The organism is Lachnoanaerobaculum sp. ICM7 (genome assembly GCF_000287675.1).
Lineage (GTDB): Bacteria > Bacillota > Clostridia > Lachnospirales > Lachnospiraceae > Lachnoanaerobaculum.
Genome location: NZ_ALJL01000013.1, coordinates 12596 through 32966, shown reverse-complemented (window position 1 = coordinate 32966; position 20371 = coordinate 12596). Strand labels below are relative to the sequence as shown.

The 20371-nt window shown below is 37.5% G+C and carries 20 protein-coding genes and 5 tRNA genes; all 25 read right to left on the bottom strand.

The genetic code is table 11. From position 1 onward, the window contains the following. Positions 1-20: 20 nt before the first annotated feature. The 25 genes from HMPREF1140_RS02055 to HMPREF1140_RS13170 all read right to left on the bottom strand — a co-directional run bounded on the left by HMPREF1140_RS02055 (position 21) and on the right by HMPREF1140_RS13170 (position 20348). Entirely contained in the window at positions 21-803 is a 783-nt protein-coding gene (locus HMPREF1140_RS02055) for a GNAT family N-acetyltransferase (RefSeq protein WP_009662246.1), read from the bottom strand. Positions 804-975: 172 nt separating this feature from the next. Further along, positions 976-1749, bottom strand: coding sequence for a C40 family peptidase (locus HMPREF1140_RS02050; RefSeq protein ID WP_009662281.1), 774 nt, complete (start codon positions 1747-1749; stop codon positions 976-978). Between the two features lie 442 nt (positions 1750-2191). Continuing rightward, a complete protein-coding gene (locus HMPREF1140_RS02045; RefSeq protein WP_009662252.1) occupies positions 2192-2692 on the bottom strand; it encodes an HAAS signaling domain-containing protein in 501 nt (166 codons plus the stop codon). Positions 2693-2705: 13 nt separating this feature from the next. Beyond that, a complete protein-coding gene (locus HMPREF1140_RS02040) occupies positions 2706-3080 on the bottom strand; it encodes a M48 metallopeptidase family protein (protein WP_009662234.1) in 375 nt (124 codons plus the stop codon). After that, on the bottom strand, positions 3070-4305 hold the full coding sequence (locus tag HMPREF1140_RS02035; RefSeq protein WP_009662277.1) for a DUF1015 domain-containing protein: 1236 nt from the start codon (positions 4303-4305) through the stop codon (positions 3070-3072). Before HMPREF1140_RS02035 ends, HMPREF1140_RS02040 begins: the two co-directional genes overlap by 11 nt. Positions 4306-4428: 123 nt before the next feature. Further along, positions 4429-5592 (bottom strand): phosphoglycerate dehydrogenase, encoded by a 1164-nt coding sequence (locus tag HMPREF1140_RS02030; protein WP_009662240.1) that lies wholly within the window; start codon positions 5590-5592, stop codon positions 4429-4431. 9 nt (positions 5593-5601) lie between these two features. Beyond that, positions 5602-6684: a 3-phosphoserine/phosphohydroxythreonine transaminase gene (gene serC / locus HMPREF1140_RS02025; RefSeq protein ID WP_009662280.1), complete on the bottom strand. Its 1083-nt coding sequence runs from the start codon at positions 6682-6684 to the stop codon at positions 5602-5604. Between the two features lie 57 nt (positions 6685-6741). Beyond that, a complete protein-coding gene (gene ilvB, locus HMPREF1140_RS02020) occupies positions 6742-8430 on the bottom strand; it encodes a biosynthetic-type acetolactate synthase large subunit (RefSeq protein ID WP_009662237.1) in 1689 nt (562 codons plus the stop codon). 8 nt (positions 8431-8438) lie between these two features. Next, positions 8439-10115: a dihydroxy-acid dehydratase gene (gene ilvD / locus HMPREF1140_RS02015; RefSeq protein ID WP_035619735.1), complete on the bottom strand. Its 1677-nt coding sequence runs from the start codon at positions 10113-10115 to the stop codon at positions 8439-8441. A gap of 35 nt (positions 10116-10150) precedes the next feature. Continuing rightward, a complete protein-coding gene (gene leuB / locus HMPREF1140_RS02010) occupies positions 10151-11236 on the bottom strand; it encodes a 3-isopropylmalate dehydrogenase (protein ID WP_009662243.1) in 1086 nt (361 codons plus the stop codon). A gap of 175 nt (positions 11237-11411) precedes the next feature. Next, positions 11412-11540, bottom strand: a complete 129-nt coding sequence (locus HMPREF1140_RS13820) for a hypothetical protein (RefSeq protein WP_009662261.1) — start codon at positions 11538-11540, stop codon at positions 11412-11414. 73 nt (positions 11541-11613) lie between these two features. Then, positions 11614-11685 (bottom strand) — tRNA-Gln (locus HMPREF1140_RS02005). Positions 11686-11691: 6 nt separating this feature from the next. After that, positions 11692-11765 (bottom strand) — tRNA-His (locus tag HMPREF1140_RS02000). Between the two features lie 27 nt (positions 11766-11792). Continuing rightward, positions 11793-11863, bottom strand: a tRNA-Gly gene (locus tag HMPREF1140_RS01995). A 7-nt stretch (positions 11864-11870) separates the two neighbouring features. Continuing rightward, positions 11871-11944, bottom strand: a tRNA-Arg gene (locus HMPREF1140_RS01990). A 25-nt stretch (positions 11945-11969) separates the two neighbouring features. Next, positions 11970-12044: transfer RNA gene (locus HMPREF1140_RS01985), tRNA-Pro, on the bottom strand. Between the two features lie 219 nt (positions 12045-12263). Next, entirely contained in the window at positions 12264-13019 is a 756-nt protein-coding gene (locus tag HMPREF1140_RS01980; RefSeq protein ID WP_009662257.1) for a cell wall hydrolase, read from the bottom strand. Between the two features lie 170 nt (positions 13020-13189). Beyond that, a complete protein-coding gene (locus HMPREF1140_RS01975; RefSeq protein ID WP_009662229.1) occupies positions 13190-14440 on the bottom strand; it encodes a M20 metallopeptidase family protein in 1251 nt (416 codons plus the stop codon). Positions 14441-14566: 126 nt separating this feature from the next. Continuing rightward, positions 14567-15337: a class B sortase gene (gene srtB, locus HMPREF1140_RS01970; protein WP_009662232.1), complete on the bottom strand. Its 771-nt coding sequence runs from the start codon at positions 15335-15337 to the stop codon at positions 14567-14569. Between the two features lie 125 nt (positions 15338-15462). Further along, positions 15463-16596: a DUF6382 domain-containing protein gene (locus HMPREF1140_RS01965; RefSeq protein WP_009662255.1), complete on the bottom strand. Its 1134-nt coding sequence runs from the start codon at positions 16594-16596 to the stop codon at positions 15463-15465. Next, positions 16553-16942 (bottom strand): hypothetical protein, encoded by a 390-nt coding sequence (locus HMPREF1140_RS01960; RefSeq protein WP_035619730.1) that lies wholly within the window; start codon positions 16940-16942, stop codon positions 16553-16555. Before HMPREF1140_RS01960 ends, HMPREF1140_RS01965 begins: the two co-directional genes overlap by 44 nt. Beyond that, positions 16939-17388, bottom strand: coding sequence for a prepilin peptidase (locus HMPREF1140_RS01955; protein ID WP_009662253.1), 450 nt, complete (start codon positions 17386-17388; stop codon positions 16939-16941). Before HMPREF1140_RS01955 ends, HMPREF1140_RS01960 begins: the two co-directional genes overlap by 4 nt. Next, positions 17385-18257: a hypothetical protein gene (locus HMPREF1140_RS01950; RefSeq protein WP_009662275.1), complete on the bottom strand. Its 873-nt coding sequence runs from the start codon at positions 18255-18257 to the stop codon at positions 17385-17387. Before HMPREF1140_RS01950 ends, HMPREF1140_RS01955 begins: the two co-directional genes overlap by 4 nt. Before the next feature lie 13 nt (positions 18258-18270). Further along, complete coding sequence (locus tag HMPREF1140_RS01945; RefSeq protein ID WP_009662254.1) at positions 18271-20175, bottom strand: DUF5702 domain-containing protein; 1905 nt, start codon at positions 20173-20175, stop codon at positions 18271-18273. Then, positions 20172-20348 (bottom strand): Flp1 family type IVb pilin, encoded by a 177-nt coding sequence (locus HMPREF1140_RS13170; RefSeq protein WP_009662271.1) that lies wholly within the window; start codon positions 20346-20348, stop codon positions 20172-20174. Before HMPREF1140_RS13170 ends, HMPREF1140_RS01945 begins: the two co-directional genes overlap by 4 nt. Positions 20349-20371: the final 23 nt, after the last annotated feature.

Here is a 20371-nt window from a genome sequence, read left to right as displayed (position 1 = left end):
ATATTCTATAGTTTTTTTACTTAAATTTCATCCTCTGTGTTATAAATTTGGTATACCTGATATTCTTTTATAAATTCAAATCCAAGTCTTGAAGCCAACTCTACAGAGTGCTGATTTCTAACATCTATATAGGGATTTATCTTTTCATCGTCCAGATAAAGCGATACATTTGATGCTGCTGTCAGAGCAAGATTTCTTCTCCTGTACTCAGGATTTGTAGCAAATACAAGCTCCATAAATTCGTCGCCGTATGCTCTACCCGCACAACCGCTTAATGCGACTCCGTCTTTATATACCATATATCCTGTCGCATCTTTGGCAAATTCATCTCTGTTGTCAAAACATGCGGCGAAATCTTCGCTCCACATATCCTTTAACAAGGCATCATAATCATCCGGTCTGACATTATCAATATTCAAACCTTCCTCAAGCGCCCCGTTTAACTCTTCCAACAGTGCTCTGTTCTCAACACCTTTAAAAGCTAAAAGATATCTTGAGAAATTTCTATATCTGCAATCTATATTTTCTACAAGCCAGTCTATCCATGACTCCGAAGTTGGAATTATATAGGCTCCTTCTCCATGTCTTGCAATAGTTCCCCACAAGGAAACAGCTCTGTCCTTCTTTGGAGTAACTCCTACTATATACATATAGTGATATACCTTTATAACACAGTATGAAGCTGTGCCTGTGGCCGGTATCCATACTTTTCCGCATTTGCCGGCAAGTGCAAGCCTGACCAATATATCATCTGTTGCCAATTCAGACAGACCTTCCCTCTCATTTAAACCAAGTTCAATCATAACCTTTCCTCGCCTACTCTTTCTTTTTATCTTTCATAAGCATAGTTTAACACAAAGAATTGGTTAATACTACAATAACATTAGTAAAAATATGAATCTCTTTCTTAAATTTAGACGAAAAAAGCTACCCAAAGCCTTTTACAATGGGTAGCCGGTTCTTATTATACAAACATTATCCTATAACATTAGCCATACGAATTACAGGTCTGTAGTTATAGTTTGAAATAATTATTCCTGTTCTTGAAGATGAAGCATGTACCACCTTACCGTCTCCGATATACATAGCAACATGGCTTACAGATCTGCCTGAACCGTAGAAAAGAAGGTCACCCGGCTGAAGCTGGTCTGCACTTGCAACTGTAGTACCTCTGGTTGACTGCTCTGAAGATGTTCTTGGAAGTGAAACACCTGCAGCATTTGCAAGAATATATTTTACAAATCCTGAGCAATCTGCGCCTATATAAGGATTTGTTCCTCCGTAGATATATCTACCGCCTACAAAAGTCTTTGCAAAGTTTGCAATCTCTTCTCTCTTATTTGAAGCTGTAGCCTGAACTATGCTCTTTGTTGCTGAAGCGGCAGCCTCTTCCGCTGAATCCATCTCATCTATAGAAGTGTCTCCATCCTTTATAGAAATATATCCTTCTACATCATTATATGAAACTTTTGCGTATCCGCCACCCATATCTTCAAGTATCTGGAATACGTCACCCTTGTTTGCCTTACCGATTGTATCGTTTGATGTCATGCTCTTATATATATCAAGTGTATTTGCCTGTACTGTAACTATATATGTACCGCTTTTAAGAGCCGGTCCTCTCAACACTTCCTCATGAAAGTTTGCAACTTTTCTAACTGATGTTGTTGCAAAGGATGTAACAGGTGAAATTGTGCTGATAGTCAATGCTGATAATATTCCAATTATAATTCTTTTTGTGTTCTTCATTTTCGGCTCCTTAAATCTCTTCTATGCTAAACCCGGTCCGTCCGGCATTTAAATCTTTAATAATTACAAACGATTTATGTTTGTTAAGTAAATGTTACGAAACTTAGTATAAACTCACTAAGAGAATATGTCAAGCTTTTTATTCAAGCTTTAATATTTTTTTCCTATACCTTTTTATAATGGCAAAAAGGTTATAAATACCATGTAAACATCGTATTTATAACCTTTATTTGTTAATCTCTTACAAGTTTTATCCTATAAAAGTCCATTTTGAAGTTTTTAAAATCTATCAAAGTTGTTAAGAAGTAATTATTCGTTTGAAATAAATATTTATATTTTTTGTTTTTATCAACTATAACAAAGATATTCCGGATTTTGGCAACCGAATTTTATATTTCGATTTTATTTCAAAAGTTAATTTTTGTAACACTTTTGTAACAACTTAGAATTTATAATTTCCTTTTCCGAAAATCCCCTTTATTAAAGCCACCAAAAGCAGTACTCCTATAACAGGAAGTAATACAGGTGCCAAAAATGAAAATACCGCAGCAACCACAGCTACAATCACTACTAAAACCGCTATCGCAATAATTATAGGTATTATCAGGCTGTTACCTGAAAAATTATACGTTTTAAAGCTTTTATCTTTTCTGTCACTATAGTTTTCATTCTCTTCATAGTTTCCGGTTTTTGAGGCTGTATTTTCATATGTCTCATTGTCAATGCCTACAAATACATCGTCATATCCGGCTGCAACCTTTATAGAATTGGCAATAAGCCTCGGTTCTCCCAGTTCTTCCATGATTTCATCTATGCTTCTTCCCTTTGACAGCTCATCATCAATATATAATGAATAAAATCTTATATTTTCTGCTATAAGAGATTGTGAACCTGTGGAAGCCAGAGCTTTCATCAGTCCGTCCAAAAATTCCTCTTTTGTCATATCTTACTCCATATCAAATATATCTTTTCAGTTCTTCTCTTCTTTTCTTGTAATCAGGTATCTGCTTTTCCACCTCACTCCAAAAAGCTTTGGAATGATTCATATGTTTTAGATGTGCAAGTTCATGTACGAATACATAGTCAATTAATGCCTCAGGTAAGAAGAACAGCTTAAAGTTAAAGTTCAAATTCTTCTTTGAAGAACAACTCCCCCATATAGTCTTTACTTTTTTTATCCTGACCATATTAAAGTGAACATTCATCTGCCCAGCAAAATCATTAAGCTTCTGTCTAAATATCTTACCTCCGTCAGAATGCATCCAAAGTCTTACCATATCCTCATATTTATCTGTCGGCAAAATGATATGATAATTTTCATCAAATTTCATGTATAAAAATTCCGCTTCTGAGCTTAGGCTCAAACCATGTGGATTTCGGAGGCATAAGCTTATTTTCATCAGCTACAGCAAATAACTCCTCCATTGATGTAGGATACATCAAAAATGCAACCTTGCCTCTGTCATTGTCTATCTCTGACTTTAAATATCCTACTCCTCTTATTCCGCCTGCAAATTTTATTCTTTCATCCGTTCTCGGGTCTTTTATTCCGAATATGGGTTCAAGTACCAAATCCTGCAATATTGACACGTCAAGACTCTTTATAACGTCACCCGATACCGAATCAAGTACTTTCTTCTTTGCACTTAAAATATAGAATTTATCCTTAACAAGCATTCCGAACTCGCCTCTGTCACCTATCTCTTCAAGTACAGGACTCTCTGTTACATCAAAATTTTCAGCTATAAGGCTCATAACTTCTTCCACGCTTTTTTTGTTAAGATCAAGCACTATTCTGTTATAAGGCAAAATATGCAGCTGCCTTTCATCAAATATTACAGACAGGAAATAATTGTACTCCGCATTCGGATTGTTTTCATTTTGTCTTCTCTTTAAAGCCACCTTTACAGCGGAAGCGGCTCTGTGATGTCCGTCAGCTATATACAGAGACTCTATATTTTCAAAGCATTCTCTTATCTGCTCATTATAGGCTTTATCCACCTTCCATACTCTATGGCCTATTCCGTCATCCGACACAAAATCATATATAGGGGCATCCGATATATTCTCTGAGATTATCTTTTTTAAATCGTCATTTTTCTTATATGCCAAAAATATCGGTCCGGTCTGTGCATTTACAGTATCCACATGTTTTATCCTGTCGATTTCTTTTTCTTCTCTGGTATTCTCATGTTTCTTTATAATATCATTTAAATAATCATCTACACTCGCAAGTCCCACTATACCTATTTGGCTTCTTCCGTTCATAGTCAACTCATAAAGATAATAGCCGTCTTCATTGTCCTTCTCATATATGCCCTTGTTTTTAAATTCCTCATAGAGATTTTTTGCCTTTTCATAAGCTTCCTTTGAATACATGTCAAAGCTGTCGTCAAAAGCCGTCTCAGGTCTGTCAATATTTAAAAATGCATAAGGCTTACCCGATACCGCCGCCTTTGCTTCTTTTCTGTCATATACATCATATGGCAAAGATGCCACCTGTTCTGCAAGTTCCTTAACCGGTCTGACACATTTGAAAGATTTTACTACCGCCATCTTACCCTCCGTTTTGCTTGATTAGTTAATTCTATCATAAATACCTCATTACATATAGCTCTTATTATCTCAATAATAAGCAAAAACGGCAAGGTCGAAATGACTTTACCGTTTTTTAAATTATTATTTTATAACTCTTACCTTTAAAATACCTTCAATAGCATTTAACTCATTTATAAGACTTTCGCTTGCCTTGTTTTCTATATCTATAAGGGTATATGCCTTTGAGCCCTTTGATTTATTTGTAAGATCAGAAATATTATATCCGTTCTTTGCAAATGCTGAAGTAATTTGACCTATCATATTTGGGATATTTTTATGAAGGAGAGCGACTCTTCCCTCTACCTGACATACTCCCATATCACAGCTTGGAAAATTTACTGAATTTTTTATATTACCGTTCTCAAGATAGTCTACAAGTTCATTTGCAGCCATAACCGCACAATTGTCCTCACTCTCCTGTGTGGAAGCACCTAGATGAGGTATAACTATAGCCTTTTCCATCCTTGCAGACTTTGTGTTCGGGAAGTCTGTAACATATCTTGCAACCTTACCGCTCTCAAGCGCTTTTTCCATCTCATCATCATCTACAAGCAGGTCTCTTGCAAAGTTTAAAATCACAACTCCGTCCTTCATCTGAGGAATTGAATTTTTTCCTATCATGCCCCTGTTATCATCTGTGAGCGGAACGTGCAATGTAATATAATCACACTCTTTGAATATTTCATTTATATCTGTTATATGCTTTATCTTTCTTGAAAGTCTCCATGCGGCATTTACGGAAATAAACGGGTCGTATCCCAAAACTTCAAGCCCCAGTGAGGCTGCGGCATTTGCAACTTCGGCACCTATCGCACCGAGTCCTATTACTCCGAGTTTTTTTCCTTTTATCTCACCACCTGCAAAATTTTTCTTTCCCTTTTCAACATCCTTTGCAATAGTATCCGAATCTTTAATACTTCTTGTCCACTCAATACCTCCGACTACATCTCTTGCAGCCAAAAGCATACCGCAGATTACAAGTTCCTTTACACCGTTTGCATTTGCTCCCGGTGTATTAAATACCACGATTCCGGCATCTGCACATCGCTCAAGCGGTATATTGTTTACACCTGCACCTGCTCTGGCTATAGCAAGAAGATTTTCTGAGAAGTCCATGTCACCCATTGCAGCAGATCTTACCATAATAGCATCCGCTTCTTCAATATTGTCTGTAAGCTTATAATTTTCGTCAAATATATCCGTTCCGACATTTGCAATAGCATTTAAGCAATGTATTTTTCTCATAATATCTCCTTATGCATTTTCCTTCTCGAATTTTTTCATAAACTCTACCAGCTTTTCTACGCCTGCCTTCGGCATGGCATTGTAAATGCTGGCTCTCATTCCGCCGACACTTCTGTGGCCTTTTAAGTTTACAAATCCGTTTGCCTCAGCCTCTTTGATAAACTTCGCATCAAGTTCTTTGTCTCCTGTAATAAAAGGTACATTCATAAGTGAACGGTCATCTTTTCTTACAGTTCCTTTAAAGAGCTTTGATGAATCAAGAAAATCATAAAGAATCTTTGCCTTCTCTTCATTTCTTTCCTTCATTGCGGCCAGTCCACCAAGAGATTTAATCCATTTAAATACCTTGCCGCAAATATAAATATTGTATGTCGGAGGTGTATTATAAAGTGACTTGTTGTCCACATGAATCTTATATCTGAGCATTGAAGGTGTGCCTTCAAGTACATCATCTGTAACAAGGTCATCTCTTATAATTGCAATAACCACTCCTGCAGGTCCGATATTCTTTTGAACTCCTCCCCAAACCAAAGCATACTTGCTGATATCCATAGGCTCTGATAAAAAGCATGATGATACATCTGCAACCAAATCCTTGCCTTTAGTGTTCGGCAATGTTTTAAACTTTGTTCCGTAGATTGTATTGTTCTCGCAAATATATACATAATCCGCATCTTCTCTTATAGGTAAATCTGAGCAATCCGGAATGTATGAGTAGGTCTCATCCTCGCTTGATGCCACCGCTACTACATCGCCGTACATCTTTGCTTCTTGGAAGGCTTTTTTTGCCCACTGTCCTGTGATTATGTAATCCGCTTTTTTATTCTTCATAAGGTTCATAGGAACCATTGCAAACTGTGTATGTCCGCCGCCCTGTAAGAAAAGCACTTTATAATTATCAGGGATATTTAAAAGGTCTCTTATATCCTTCTCGGCTTCCTCTATTATCTCTTCATATACCTTGGAACGATGGCTCATTTCCATAACGGACATTCCGCTACCGTTGTAATCAAGCATTTCTGCAGCTGCATCTCTTAAAACCTCTTCAGGAAGTACTGCGGGACCCGCACTAAAATTATATACTCTACCCATGATAATCTCCTTATAATACAATATTTTCAATCTGCTTTTCGCAAAATACCGTCTTGTTTACTTAACCGGATTTAATTTCAAATCCTTTTCATCAAATGCATCTGATATAGCCGCTCCCGGCGATACCATCGGAAATACCTTTTCATCAGAATCAATTTCACACTCAATAACAAAAGTTGTATTCGATTTTAATGCCTCTTCAAAAGCGGCATCAAACTCCTCTTTTGTAGTAACTCTTTTGGCCTTGGCTCCCATGGCCTCTGCCAATTTTACAAAGTCTACCTTATCTCTTAACACTGTTTGTGAGTATCTTTTTCCATAGAATAAATTCTGCCACTGTCTAACCATTCCAAGTACATGGTTATTTATAATAACCTGAATAAGCGGAATATCATATCTTGTGGCTGTGGCTATTTCATTCATATTCATTCTGAAACATCCGTCACCGGCTATATTTATTACAGTCTTATCAGGCTCTGCCATCTTTGCACCGATAGCCGCACCAAGTCCGTATCCCATAGTTCCAAGTCCGCCTGATGTAAGGAATGTTCTCGGATTCTTAAACTTATAAAACTGTGCCGCCCACATCTGATGCTGTCCTACTTCAGTACTGATTATTGTATCATCTGCAGTCTTTTCATCTATGGTCTCTATTATGTACTCACCTGTAAGTCCGGTCTTGTTTGTTCTTACAGGGTACATATCATTTAATCTTTCAATATGTGCTACCCATTCATCATGATGCATAGGATCAAGTCTTGAGTTAAGCTTTCTTAAAATCAATCTTGCATCACCGATAAGACTGTAATGTGCCTTGATATTTTTGCTTATTTCAGCCGCATCCACATCTATATGAAGGATTTTTGCATTTTTTGCAAATTTCTTAGCATTACCGATTACTCGATCTGAGAATCTCGCTCCGATTACAATAAGCAGGTCGCACTCGGTTATTCCGAGATTACTTGTCTTTGTTCCGTGCATTCCCACCATTCCTGTATATTTCGGGTCTGAGCCGTCAAATGCTCCCTTACCCATAAGTGTGTCGGCTACAGGTGCATCTATCTTTGAAACGAAGGTTCTAAGTTCTTCGCTTGCTCCTGAAAGGATTGCTCCGCCACCTACCAAAACATATGGCTTCTTTGAAGCTCTTATAAGTGAAACGGCATTTAATATCTCTTCTTCACTTACACTTGTAGTCGGCATTACCTTTTCAGGCTTTTTATATTCGTATTCAAAGCTGTCCCCGGTAACATCCTTTGTAATATCTATAAGTACAGGCCCCGGTCTGCCGCTTACAGCTATTTTAAAGGCTCTTCTTATAGTCTCCGCAAGCTTGTTTCCGTCTCTTACAATAAAGCTGTACTTGGTTACAGGCATTACAATGCCTGATATATCCACCTCCTGGAAAGAGTCTTTTCCAAGAAGATTATTGCCTACATTACAGGTGATGGCAACTACCGGTATTGAATCCATATATGCACTTGCAATACCGGTTACCAGATTTGTAGCTCCCGGTCCGCTTGTTGCCAGACAAACACCTACTTTTCCGCTTGCTCTTGCATATCCGTCAGCGGCATGTGAAGCACCCTGCTCATGACTGGTAAGTATATGTCTTATTCTGTCCTGATTTTTATATAATTCGTCATATAGATTAAGTATTGCGCCGCCCGGATATCCGAATACGGTATCAACACTCTGCTCTAAAAGACATTCAACTATTATTTGTGATCCGCTTAATTTTGCCATCTATCCTCCTATAACTCGTCCACTGTTAAAACCGCACCCCTTGGAGCACCTGAAACAAGCTTTCTGTATCTTGCCAGGTAACCTGTTACCTCATTAATTCTTGGCTTCCAGTTTTCTCTTCTCTTTGCAAACTCTTCTTCACTTACTCTGGCATTTATTGTATTTGCATTGATATCAATATCAATAATATCACCGTCTTGTAAAAGTCCTATCGGTCCGCCTACAGCCGCCTCAGGTGAGGCATGTCCGATTGATGCGCCTCTGGATGCGCCTGAAAATCTACCGTCAGTTATAAGTGCTACGGTAGTATCAAGTCCCATTCCGGCGATTGCAGATGTAGGATTTAACATTTCTCTCATACCCGGACCTCCCTTTGGTCCCTCGTATCTGATAACCACAACATCTCCCGGTACTATCTTTCCGCCTTTGATTGCCGCAATTGCATCTTCCTCACAATCAAATACTCTTGCAGGTCCTGAGTGCTTAAGCATTTCAGGAAGTACGGCACTTCTTTTTACCACACATGAATCAGGTGCTATATTACCTTTAAGTACTGCAATTCCTCCAACCTTTGAATATGGGTTCTCGGCAGGTCTTATAACATCTGTATCCAGATTTACTGCATTCTTTATATTCTCACCGACTGTCTTACCTGTAACCGTCATACAGTCAAGGTTTAAAAGTCCAAGCTTTGATATCTCCTTCATAACCGCATAGATACCGCCGGCCTCATCTAACTCTTCTATATAAGTATGTCCTGCAGGCGCAAGGTGACAAAGGTTCGGTGTCTTTGCACTTATTTCATTTGCAATGTCCACATTCAGCTCAACTCCCGCCTCATACGCAATTGCAGGAAGGTGAAGCATGGAGTTTGTGGAACATCCGAGTGCCATGTCCATTGTAAGTGCATTTATAAATGCTTCTTTTGTCATAATATCTCTTGGGCGGATATCTCTCTTTAACATTTCCATTACGGCATATCCCGCTCTTTTTGCAAGACGGATTCTCTCCGAATATACCGCAGGTATTGTACCGTTTCCTCTAAGTCCCATTCCAAGAACTTCTGTAAGGCAGTTCATTGAATTTGCTGTGTACATACCTGAACATGAACCGCAGGTGGGACAGGTCTTATTCTCAAATTCCATTACATCATCTTCACTTATCTTACCTGCCGCGTATGCTCCAACCGCTTCAAACATACTTGAAAGTGATGTATTCTTTCCCTTAACTCTTCCTGAAAGCATTGGGCCTCCCGATACAAATACTGTCGGTATATTGAGTCTGGCTGCAGCCATCAGCATTCCCGGTACTGTCTTGTCACAGTTGGGAATCATTACAAGCGCATCAAACTGATGTGCCATTGCTACCGTCTCTGTAGAGTCGGCTATCAAATCTCTTGAACAGAGTGAGTACTTCATTCCTATATGTCCCATTGCTATACCGTCGCATACTGCAATCGCAGGGAATACAACAGGCATTCCACCGGCCTCTGCTACACCAAGTTTTACCGCATCCGATATTTTATCTAAGTTTATATGTCCCGGTACTATCTCATTAAATGAACTTACAATACCTATTATAGGTTTTCTCATTTCCTCAGGTGTCATACCTACAGCATTTAAAAGCGATCTGCTCGGTGCCTGCTGCATACCCGACTTCATATTATTTGAGCGTAAATTTTCCATATTTCCTCTTTCTATCACAATCTGCTTTTGTGAAATCATTTTATATATTCAACTATCTTGTCACCCATCTGAGAGGTGCTAAGCTTATTCATTCCTTCAGTATAAATATCTACAGTTCTGAATCCGTCCTTTAAAACCTTCTCCACCGCATTTTCAATATCACCCGCTTCTTTATCAAGACCAAGTGAATACTTTAAAAGCATTGCCGCCGAAAGTATAGTTGCTATAGGATTTGCAATATTCTTTCCTGCAATGTCGGGTGCTGAACCGTGACTCGGTTCATAAAGTCCAAGCTTACTCTCATTTAAGCTTGCACTTGGCAGCATTCCTATAGAGCCTGTAATCATACTTGCTTCATCCGATAAAATATCACCAAACATATTTTCTGTAAGCACTACATCAAACTGTCCCGGATTCATTACAAGCTGCATAGCCGCATTATCTACAAGCATATGTTCTAAAGTAATGTCCTTATAATCCTTTGCCACCTCTTCGACCACATTTCTCCAAAGCCTTGAGCTGTCAAGTACATTTGCCTTGTCTACGCTTATCACTTTCTTTCTTCTTTTTGAAGCGATATCAAAGGCAACCTTAGCCACTCTTCTTATCTCATTTTCATTGTAAACAAGAGTATCCACCGCAGTTCTTACACCATCCGTCTCTTTGGTATATCTCTCTCCGAAATATAGTCCTCCTGTAAGCTCTCTGACTATTACCATATCAAAACCTGCTTTGCTTATCTCTGTCTTTAAAGGACAGGCATCGGCAAGTTCCTTATATAAAAGTGCAGGTCTTAAGTTTGCAAAAAGTCCAAGCTCTTTTCTTACCTTTAAAAGTCCGGCCTCAGGTCTTAGATTAGGTGCAACGTCATACCATTTCGAATTTCCTACATTGCCGCCGACCGCTCCCAAAAGTACCGCATCACCGCTCTTTGCAATCTCTATTGCTTCATCTGTCAAAGGCACTCCATATTTATCTATGGAGCATCCTCCCATATCTATATCTGTATATATAAATTCATGATTATATTTTTGTGATACAGCCTCCAAAACCTTTTTTGCTTCTCTTACTATCTCAGGTCCGATACCGTCACCGTTTATCAATGTTATATTTGCTTTCATATTCCATCTTTCCTTATTTTAAAAGATTTTCTTATCATAATACTTTAAAATAAAACTTTTTTCAACTTTACTGTTAACTATTCTTTATTTTATGCATATATATTTTCTATACTTGCCATAACATTTAGTTAAGGGAAATCAAAAAGAGCAGAGATTTTTATCTCTGCCCCACTTTTTAAAACTCATCGTCTTCATCTTCTTCCGCTATGACGCCGAATACAGCCCCCATCGTACCGGCCGATACCGCAACCGCCACTACTATAACAAGTCCTACAATACCTGCAAAAATCGGCATAATGTCCATAAGCACCTCCCAAAGCATAACCGCTTATTCTAAAAATAACACCCTTTAGGTGTTACGTAACAATTCCATATAACTGGGCCAGCTGGATTTGAACCAGCGAATGCAGGAGTCAAAGTCCTGTGCCTTACCGCTTGGCGATGACCCATTAAAGGGTGGGTAATGGGATTCGAACCCACGGCCTCCAGAGCCACAATCTGGCGCGCTAACCAACTGCGCTATACCCACCATAATATATCATATATTATGATAAAAAGCAGGTGATGGGAATCGAACCCACGTATTCAGCTTGGAAGGCTGATGTTCTACCATTGAACCACACCTGCATATCAGTGAGCCTGAAGGGATTCGAACCCCTGACCCTCGGCTTAGAAGGCCGATGCTCTATCCAGCTGAGCTACAGACTCATATATTATGTTTTTAGAAAACAAATCGGGGTGACAGGATTCGAACCTGCGACCCCCTGGTCCCAAACCAGGTACTCTAGCCAAACTGAGCCACACCCCGATGATTATTTACATGTCTCTCTCAGACACATACAGCATTATATATGAGCGGCATTGCAATGTCAAGCATTTTTTTGATTTTTTCAAATAAAAAATCGTTTCAAAGCTAAAGCTCAAACAGCAGTATATAGGCTTAATTTTACAATCCCCGGGTAACTCTTTTATTACCATCGGGAACTGTAAAACTTAAATCCCATAAACATACCTGCTCAACTATAATTTATTTAAAATATTCGTGACCTCCATAAGAAAACAAATAAGTTAAAGATGAATCAAACCATCCTACCGCATGGCTTGAAGAATAAGCTCTGTCCATAAAGTAAAGTGCGCCTCTTGAATAGTCCTCTCCCATCAGTGCATTATTTACACCTTTGATAGTGGCTTCGCTCACCTTAACTTTAAAAAATCTCTTATCCCTTATAGGTGAAAACTGTCCCTTGCTGAATATAACTTCTGTTATAGTATTTTCAAAATGGCTTGAACGAACCCTGTTTAAAACCACATTGGCTACTATCGTTCTACCATAGACATCATTGTCACCTACCTCAGCTTCAACAATCCTTAGCAGATTATTATAATCCTCTACTGTAAGTGAAGATAATCCAAGTGCTACCCTACGTTCCTCAAGAAGTCTTTCCATCTTTTCATTTCCGGTCTCCTTTTGCTCTATTCGGGGCAAATTTGCAATATCTTCATCAACAGTTGTATTATCTAATCCGGCGTTATCCAAAATATCGTCTGCCTCGTCTTCCATATCATCCTCAAAGTTTTCACTTTCTCCGGAATTTATGACATTAGCACTGACAGCATTTTTTCCGCTTCCTGCAAATCCATTGCTTGAAAATGCAACTACACTGATCACTGCACCACCTATTGTGAGCAGAGCCATCTGTCTGTACATTTTCTTTGTGAGCCTCATAGGTATTGACATAATCTTCCCACAAATGGACTTTAAAAGCGATGTTATTCTTGGCATAAAGTCTCTCCTTTTTTAACACAATTGTTAATTTTTTGAATTATATTAATTGAGCGACTAAATGTCAACGATTTATTAAAGAAGTTATCTATTTGTAAGTAATCTTTAATAATAATATAATATCGCTGTTAAAAAAAGTTTAAAAACGCCCTAAATAAGCACATCTTCGTTTAAAATTTATCATTCAACCACCTTAGCGCATACTCCGCATAAAGTGTTGCTCCTATATCCAAAGCGTCCTCATCTACGTCAAAACCTTCATTATGAAGCTGAATCAAACTGTTTGGAATGCTCTCATTTGAAGTTCCGAGATAAGCATATGCCCCCGGAATTTCCATAATAAATTCCGCAAAATTATCACCGCCTAAAGATATTGGTCTTACCTTTGCCGCCTTTTCTCCAAAAATATCCTTTACAATGCCTCTGACTTCTTCTGAAACCCTCTCATCATTTATAAGTGCGGATGTATAATCTGTCCAGATAACCTTTGCGCTTCCACCGTAAATCTTTGCAATATTTTCAGCAGTCTCTTGCACCTTATCTCTTACTTCCTGTCTGGTTTTTGCAGAGGTGGTTCTTGTTGTACCCTCTATAACTCCGCTGCCTGACACTATATTGTAAGATGTTCCTGAGTTTAATATTCCCACACCTATAACCACAGGGTCTATCGGTGATGTGGTCCTTGTAACCAATGCCTGTAATGCCACAACAGTCTGTGCTGCTATATAAAGTGCATCTATACCCATCTGAGGAGTTGATACATGAGTAGCCTTTCCCTCTATCTCTATCCTAAAATGATCCACAGACGCATTGTTTATGCCTGTAGTCACTCCGACCTCTCCACATCTTAAATCGGGAGCTACATGAAGTCCGAAAATTCTTTCAACTCCTTTTACTTCACCGTTTGCAATCATAGCTTGTGCACCTGCACCTATTTCTTCACCCGGCTGGAAGATAAGTTTTACTGTTCCTGCAAACTTTTCTCTGTTATTGGCAAGTATTATAGCCGCACCCAGCAAAGACGCATTATGAACATCATGTCCGCAGGCATGCATAACACCTTCTGTTTTTGAGCAATAAACTCTGTCATCTCTTTCAAGTATTGGAAGGGCATCTATATCGGCTCTGAGTGCCACAACTCTGTCCTTACCTTCTCTGGTACTGCCCTGATGTCCTATATTGCTCTCAGATTCATCTACTCCCGTATTCTTTGCAGGCTCCGACTTTCCTGTTCCTTTAATAATTCCTATAACTCCTGTTTCGGCACTTCTGTAATGATCTATACCCAGCTTATCAAGCTCTTCTTCTATTCTTTTAGCTGTTCGATACTCCTTCATACTGAGTTCCGGATGTAAATGGAAATCTCTTCTAAGCTCCACCAAAGTTTCATGTATCTTTTTTACTTCATTTAATATATCCATAAAGTCCTCTTTTCATTTTATCCCTTTATCCCTACTTTATTAGTAGGATTTTAATTTATACTACCACCTTTTAAAAAAAGGGTCAAGAACAGTTTATGCTCTTAACCCTTTATATTGATTTTTAAGCTATTCAATTTTTGTAAGCTTACCGCTTAGTACAAATCTTGCATCATCAAACTCATAACTACAGGTTGACAGGGTAAATACCTTATCACCATATTCCGGATTCACATCTGATTTAAATGCAGATACTTCCTTTAATGACTTTATCCAGTTATCAAATTCCGTACCGTCGCTAAAATCAAGCTGCCATGCGTTCTCTTCCACATTTGCCACATGTCCGGCAAAGAAATCAATTCTATATACCGCATCTTCGGTTATCAAATATCCGTTCTTATGTTCATCAAAGAAATCCTGCTTTTTATAGCCCTTTAGTGCCGCAAACATACTTCCGTTTTTCATATGATGTCCGTATATTATGCTGTGCAGATCACTCAAATCACTTGGGTTTCTGGTATCTAAGAATATAGCACCTGCCGGATTCTCGGTTCTGTCCACCATATGATCCAAATAATATTCATTATCTGTTGTATGTACTATCGGATAATTTATTTCCGTATCAGGAACATAAATCCAACCTATAACATCACTGTTTATAGACTTTAATCCTGCAAAATCAACCTGCGGATAAGGCTTTTCTTCTTCGGTTTCCTCTACAGTCTCTTCCGTATTATCACTTGACTGTGCCACCGTCTGCTCTATGGTATACTTATCTATTTCCTTATAGGTATCCACACCTTTTTTATATTCACTTTGTATCTTAATAATATTATATCCTGCATATACCGCTATTGATAAAAATATACAGCATAGCACTATTCGTATCTTGTTCTTCACTTTCTTCTCCTAATCATCACTATACAGCCTTTTACAATATTATTCCCTTTACAAATAAAAAGCCATAACAACTTTCTTAATGATTTTATAAAGTATAACATAGATACGAAAACTATCAAGAATAATTATATCTCCAATATATAACTTATACCGCAGATATTGACGGAATCACCATTATACAGCCTTATATTTTCTTCATTTTCAAGTTTCCTTCCGTTGACATATGTTCCGTTTCTTGAGTTTAGATCTCTTGCATAAATTTCATTATCTTTTTCAAAGAATTTGAGATGCATTCTGCTTACTCCATCCGTATCAAGAACATAATCACATACTCTTTCCTGTTTTCCTATAATAAAGGGTAAATATGAAAGCTCTATATCTTCCTTTCCGTTTACCGTTCTTAAAAATCTTCCCGAACTTTTTACCTTTATATCCGTGAGCAGTACGGTACTTCCTATTTCTTCATCAGGTACTGTAAATAAAGCCTTATCCTCATTTATATATGCGGCATTGACATTTGACTCATAACCCTCAAATACCTTTTCAAGGAATTTTGATTCCTCATCCTGAGACTTCACTTTTTGATTCTTAAAAATGCCTCCGAAGATATTGAATTTATTTTTATTCCTCTCTTTTTCATCAATATTCTCAGGAATTATTTCTTTAAAGGTAACCTGCTCCTTATCCGCTTTCTTTATATTAGAGTCCAAAATTTCTTCTAAATCATTTATAGTGAAATCTCTTTTTTGACATTCCTTCAGCATCCCGTATACCGTTATCAAACAGTCTTTATCTTCCTTATTGATGTTATTTAAAATATTTTCCAATAATACTTGCATCTCATCCTTATTATCTTCGTTTCTTGGAATGTATAGAAATGAGAATCTCTTAAGGTCCAAATCCGAAAAAATATATTCCGGATCCAGTACTATTGATGATGCTTCAAGTAAAAATTCTTCCAATGATTTTGTGGCTGTTATTATTTCGATAATAAATGATTTTATTTCTTCTGCATTCAATGTTTTTACTTCAAAAATTCTTGATACCGGCTGTAGTGAGCTTATATCATAACAAATCTCTATTTTAGAGTTCAGCCTTTTTATAAAAGGCTTCAAGAAATTTTTGATATTGTTATGCTCTATCATACCCAGTTCAAAGGCATATTTACTTTTTAACTCAAGCAAAAAACTTTCCTCCGGCTCAAATATAAGCTGATTACTCTTCAGATTCCTCTGATAACTGACCTTTAAGTCTTTCATATATCCCCTCCAATGCTGTAGTCGCTCTTATATAGCCCTCGGGATCATAGACAGCCACTCTGATACTCTGATTTCCCTGCTCTCCTTCTACGGAAAATTTATGTTCCTTTATTTTTACAGCTTTATTGCCCTTTAACTCAACTAAAGACTTTAACCTTTCCGTATCATATCCCATATTTTCCTCATCATGTGCCAATCTCTCAAGCAGTAGATGCATCTCAATACTGTCAACTGTTTCCGTATGTTTATCTATGCTGTATCCTATTATAAAAGCGATACCCATAAATATAAAAAATATAATATAAGTTATCTCCACTGTAAAACTTGCTCTCAAACTCTTCTTCATACACATAACCATATAATGCAATTTGCCATAGTTATAAAAGGAAGCATTGCCACTCTGACTCCTTTTATTCTACGCTTTTTTACCATGTAATATAGGCTCATAAAAAGAGCATATATTGAAACTATAAAAACCGATACAAAAAACAAAAGTATATTTCCTTTTAAACCCAGAATCGCTCCGCAGCCTATAAAGACAAGAGCATCTCCCTCTCCCAAGATATTAAACTTTGAAAGTGGCAATAATAAAAAACCGCTAAATATTCCAAATACTGTATTCTTAATATCTATACTGCTCCCCATAATAAACTTATATATCTGAATATCTATGATCATTATGTAAAATAAAACCACTCCAAAGGTGTATATCTCTTTTTTTCTGATATCCTGAAATGTAAAAATAAGCAAAAATATTATTAAAATCATCTTTTCCACAAGTTCAATACTCAATGTCTACCTCCACAGTAAGAACATACTCCCAAATGCTCCACATCCGAGAGCTTAACTCTTTGTACATAAGCTATGATTGCACTGCAATCCGGATCACTGTGATATCTCGTGCCTGAAGGCATTATATAAACTGTTGTTCCTGCTCTGTTTCCACATCTTTCACATGGTTGATACCTTGCTCCGCTATCATTCCTTATACCAGCTATTTCAGACAAAGGTACGGAACGTAAATCATTATAAAGATAGTGGCATCTTGGATCTAAATGATACCTGGTCGAGTTCCTGCCTATATAAACATATTCTTCATCATCCGAATTTCCGGATTCTTTTCCACCATCCGCACCTATCCACGCTCTTCTTGAAGCTACCACAGTCTGATTGATTGAATTTTTAAATATCCCTATCGGAAGTGAATATTTGTAATCTATTCTTATATATATGGTCTCACCGTCAGACATACAGGTTGATAAAAGTCCGTGAATATTACTTATATTCTTATCTTTCACCTCAGTATTTATTTTTGCAACCACAAAGCTTCCTATTGCTCCACCTGCAAATACTCCCTTTACATTTTCCATAGCTTCATGATCATAATTTTCATTTTCTTCTTCTCTTGCATTACCCGTAAATCGGTAATATGTATATGCATACTGACAGGAATCCTTACATACAGCTTCGGCAATTCCTCTGATTTTTCTATTGGTGTTCATCATATCAAAAGGCATTATAAGTACCGCCATAGCTATAATAAACAGGCTGAAACACATGGCCGCCTCTACACTGAGAGAGGCTTTGTGCGCCCTCTTATACCTGCATGCTTGGAGAGCTTTCATTTTTTTATTTTTAAAATTTTCATTATAAGAGGACATACAAAACCTCCCTTCAATATATTTTCTCCACTTTAACCTGCATCTCATAGCTTGAATTAAGACCTGCAAACTCTTTGGAAAAATATGATATTTCGCTGAATACTCTTCTTGCTCCACAGCTTATATTTGCATCAATACCGTATATCATATTCTGCATTAAAAAGTCGTTTTGGCTCACACCTATATCAAGCTGCATTATATCCATCATTCTGAAATTTCTTTTTACGGGATCTTCTATATATAAAAGCATTTTCAAATATCCCTCATAGTTGATACCACGTTCGGAATCCTTATTGCCTAAAGCCCTGTTTTCCAAAACTTCAAATATCGTGTCAAGATCCGCCTTCCAATCATCTTTCGTCTTTATTATAGGTACCTTGCCCCCTGATAAAAGGCATTTGATATCTATAGCCGATTCCACCAAAGCCCATACCGCTATTATCAAAAACTTGATAAGAAATGTTATTTCAGGCAGACATATCACACCGCTGATTACCTCGGCAAGCTCTCCGGCTCTTTGCATCTTATCGGCATCGGATATGATATGCATATAGTTTAATCCCTCTCTTATTGCAAGAAGATCCGCCACAATGTTTTCAAGATTCTCCCTGTCCGAGTCTTTTCCGTTTAATATATACTCAAGCTCATATGAAAGAGGTGTCTTTATATCATCTGTAAAGTCGGCAAAGTATGTTCCGATATACTCATTTATAAGAAGTCTTTCTGCAAGATTTCTGCCTGTATATCCTCCTGTGACAGCATTTGAAGGAAGAGCGAGTCTGTTTATACTTTTATTTGAAACCTCTCTGTTTTCAGGAATCACGAGAGAGAATATGCCGTCGGAAATCAGTTCTTTCAGTTGCTTTAGCTGATCTTCCTTAACTTCATCAGATATTCCATGCCTGAAGTTCATTCTCATTTCTGTAAGTGAATTTATATCATCACTCACATTATCCCAGCCTTCGCTTATTTCACTACTGTGCTCATCTTCTTCATCATCTGACGCCTCAGCTATTCTTTCCTGAAGTATTTCAATATCGCCTTCCAGATGCTCGATTTCCCTTATCATACTCTCGGAAAGTCCGCCAAGTGCTACCACCTCAAGTCTTCTTTCACCGTCCTTATCTGCGTAGTCTTTAAACTTTTCCGTTTCTCCTTCAATATATGCTCTGTTGTTCTCTGAGAGCTTTGACATGCTTTCTGCATTTTTTTCTTTTATCTCTCCGATTTTCTTCGATAATTTATCGGCTTTATTTTCATACTTTTTTATAAGATCCGGAACTTTTTTTAATACCTTTTTCAGATTCTTACAAAGCTTTTTTATCTCTGTGAGATTTCTTGCACCAAGTGACGATTTCATTTCAGATCTTATTTTCTCCTGCTCTGAAATATTTTCAGAAAGTCTTTTTAAAACCTTCTCAACTTCAATTGCTTCTCTTGAACTAAGACCATAGTCGGAAGTAACCTTTTCCATACTCTTAGCATCCTCTATATCTTTCCAAAGCTTATCGGGAGAACTGTCAAATATAGATTCAAAAGTTCCAAGGCCCATATAATCAACAATCTCCTGCTCGAGATACATTCCACCATTGTCATTTAAATATATTTTCTTATTTAAATTCACGTGCGGATTTTGAATCCTGTACATTCCGCTGTTTTTTATATAAGGGTCCATATATAAAAGCATCATATCTTTTACATTCTCATCACTGTAACTTTCCAGACCGAATATCCTGTAATTCTCCCAAAGCTTTCTATGATATCTGCTGAAGACCGAATCAATTGCGGAGTCTCCTGCCACCTGTAAATAAAATCTTGCTCCCGATGTCCTTGCAGACTCCAAAAGCCCGCATATTAAAGCACTGATACAGACAAATATCAGACATATAAAGACGGTAACGGAACCGCTTTTTCTCAATTATATACCTCTTTTGATTTCTTATTGATTTCCTTGAAGATATTGTTCATAAGCTTACTGATATTTCCTTTAAATATAAGTACCAGACCTATCAAAACCACTAAAACCAAAACGATCTCCACTACACCGACACCGTCTTCATTTCCCATAAAATCTTTCCAAAACTCCAACATACTTACTCCTCTCTATTTTTATA

What these genes read in the sequence shown, in the direction of transcription:
- HMPREF1140_RS01950 (WP_009662275.1), bottom strand. Translation starts at nt 18,257, where the DNA reads ATGTCCTCTTATAATGAAAATTTTAAAAATAAAAAAATGAAAGCTCTC.
- serC (WP_009662280.1), bottom strand. Translation starts at nt 6,684, where the DNA reads ATGGGTAGAGTATATAATTTTAGTGCGGGTCCCGCAGTACTTCCTGAA.
- HMPREF1140_RS02045 (WP_009662252.1), bottom strand. Translation starts at nt 2,692, where the DNA reads ATGACAAAAGAGGAATTTTTGGACGGACTGATGAAAGCTCTGGCTTCC.
- HMPREF1140_RS01960 (WP_035619730.1), bottom strand. Translation starts at nt 16,942, where the DNA reads ATGAAGAAGAGTTTGAGAGCAAGTTTTACAGTGGAGATAACTTATATT.
- HMPREF1140_RS02030 (WP_009662240.1), bottom strand. Translation starts at nt 5,592, where the DNA reads ATGAGAAAAATACATTGCTTAAATGCTATTGCAAATGTCGGAACGGAT.
- ilvD (WP_035619735.1), bottom strand. Translation starts at nt 10,115, where the DNA reads ATGGAAAATTTACGCTCAAATAATATGAAGTCGGGTATGCAGCAGGCA.
- HMPREF1140_RS02055 (WP_009662246.1), bottom strand. Translation starts at nt 803, where the DNA reads ATGATTGAACTTGGTTTAAATGAGAGGGAAGGTCTGTCTGAATTGGCA.
- HMPREF1140_RS02035 (WP_009662277.1), bottom strand. Translation starts at nt 4,305, where the DNA reads ATGGCGGTAGTAAAATCTTTCAAATGTGTCAGACCGGTTAAGGAACTT.
- HMPREF1140_RS01965 (WP_009662255.1), bottom strand. Translation starts at nt 16,596, where the DNA reads ATGAAAGACTTAAAGGTCAGTTATCAGAGGAATCTGAAGAGTAATCAG.
- HMPREF1140_RS01975 (WP_009662229.1), bottom strand. Translation starts at nt 14,440, where the DNA reads ATGGATATATTAAATGAAGTAAAAAAGATACATGAAACTTTGGTGGAG.
- HMPREF1140_RS13820 (WP_009662261.1), bottom strand. Translation starts at nt 11,540, where the DNA reads ATGGACATTATGCCGATTTTTGCAGGTATTGTAGGACTTGTTATAGTA.
- ilvB (WP_009662237.1), bottom strand. Translation starts at nt 8,430, where the DNA reads ATGGCAAAATTAAGCGGATCACAAATAATAGTTGAATGTCTTTTAGAG.
- leuB (WP_009662243.1), bottom strand. Translation starts at nt 11,236, where the DNA reads ATGAAAGCAAATATAACATTGATAAACGGTGACGGTATCGGACCTGAG.
- HMPREF1140_RS02050 (WP_009662281.1), bottom strand. Translation starts at nt 1,749, where the DNA reads ATGAAGAACACAAAAAGAATTATAATTGGAATATTATCAGCATTGACT.
- HMPREF1140_RS02040 (WP_009662234.1), bottom strand. Translation starts at nt 3,080, where the DNA reads ATGAAATTTGATGAAAATTATCATATCATTTTGCCGACAGATAAATAT.
- HMPREF1140_RS13170 (WP_009662271.1), bottom strand. Translation starts at nt 20,348, where the DNA reads ATGTTGGAGTTTTGGAAAGATTTTATGGGAAATGAAGACGGTGTCGGT.
- HMPREF1140_RS01980 (WP_009662257.1), bottom strand. Translation starts at nt 13,019, where the DNA reads ATGCCAAGAATAACATCGCTTTTAAAGTCCATTTGTGGGAAGATTATG.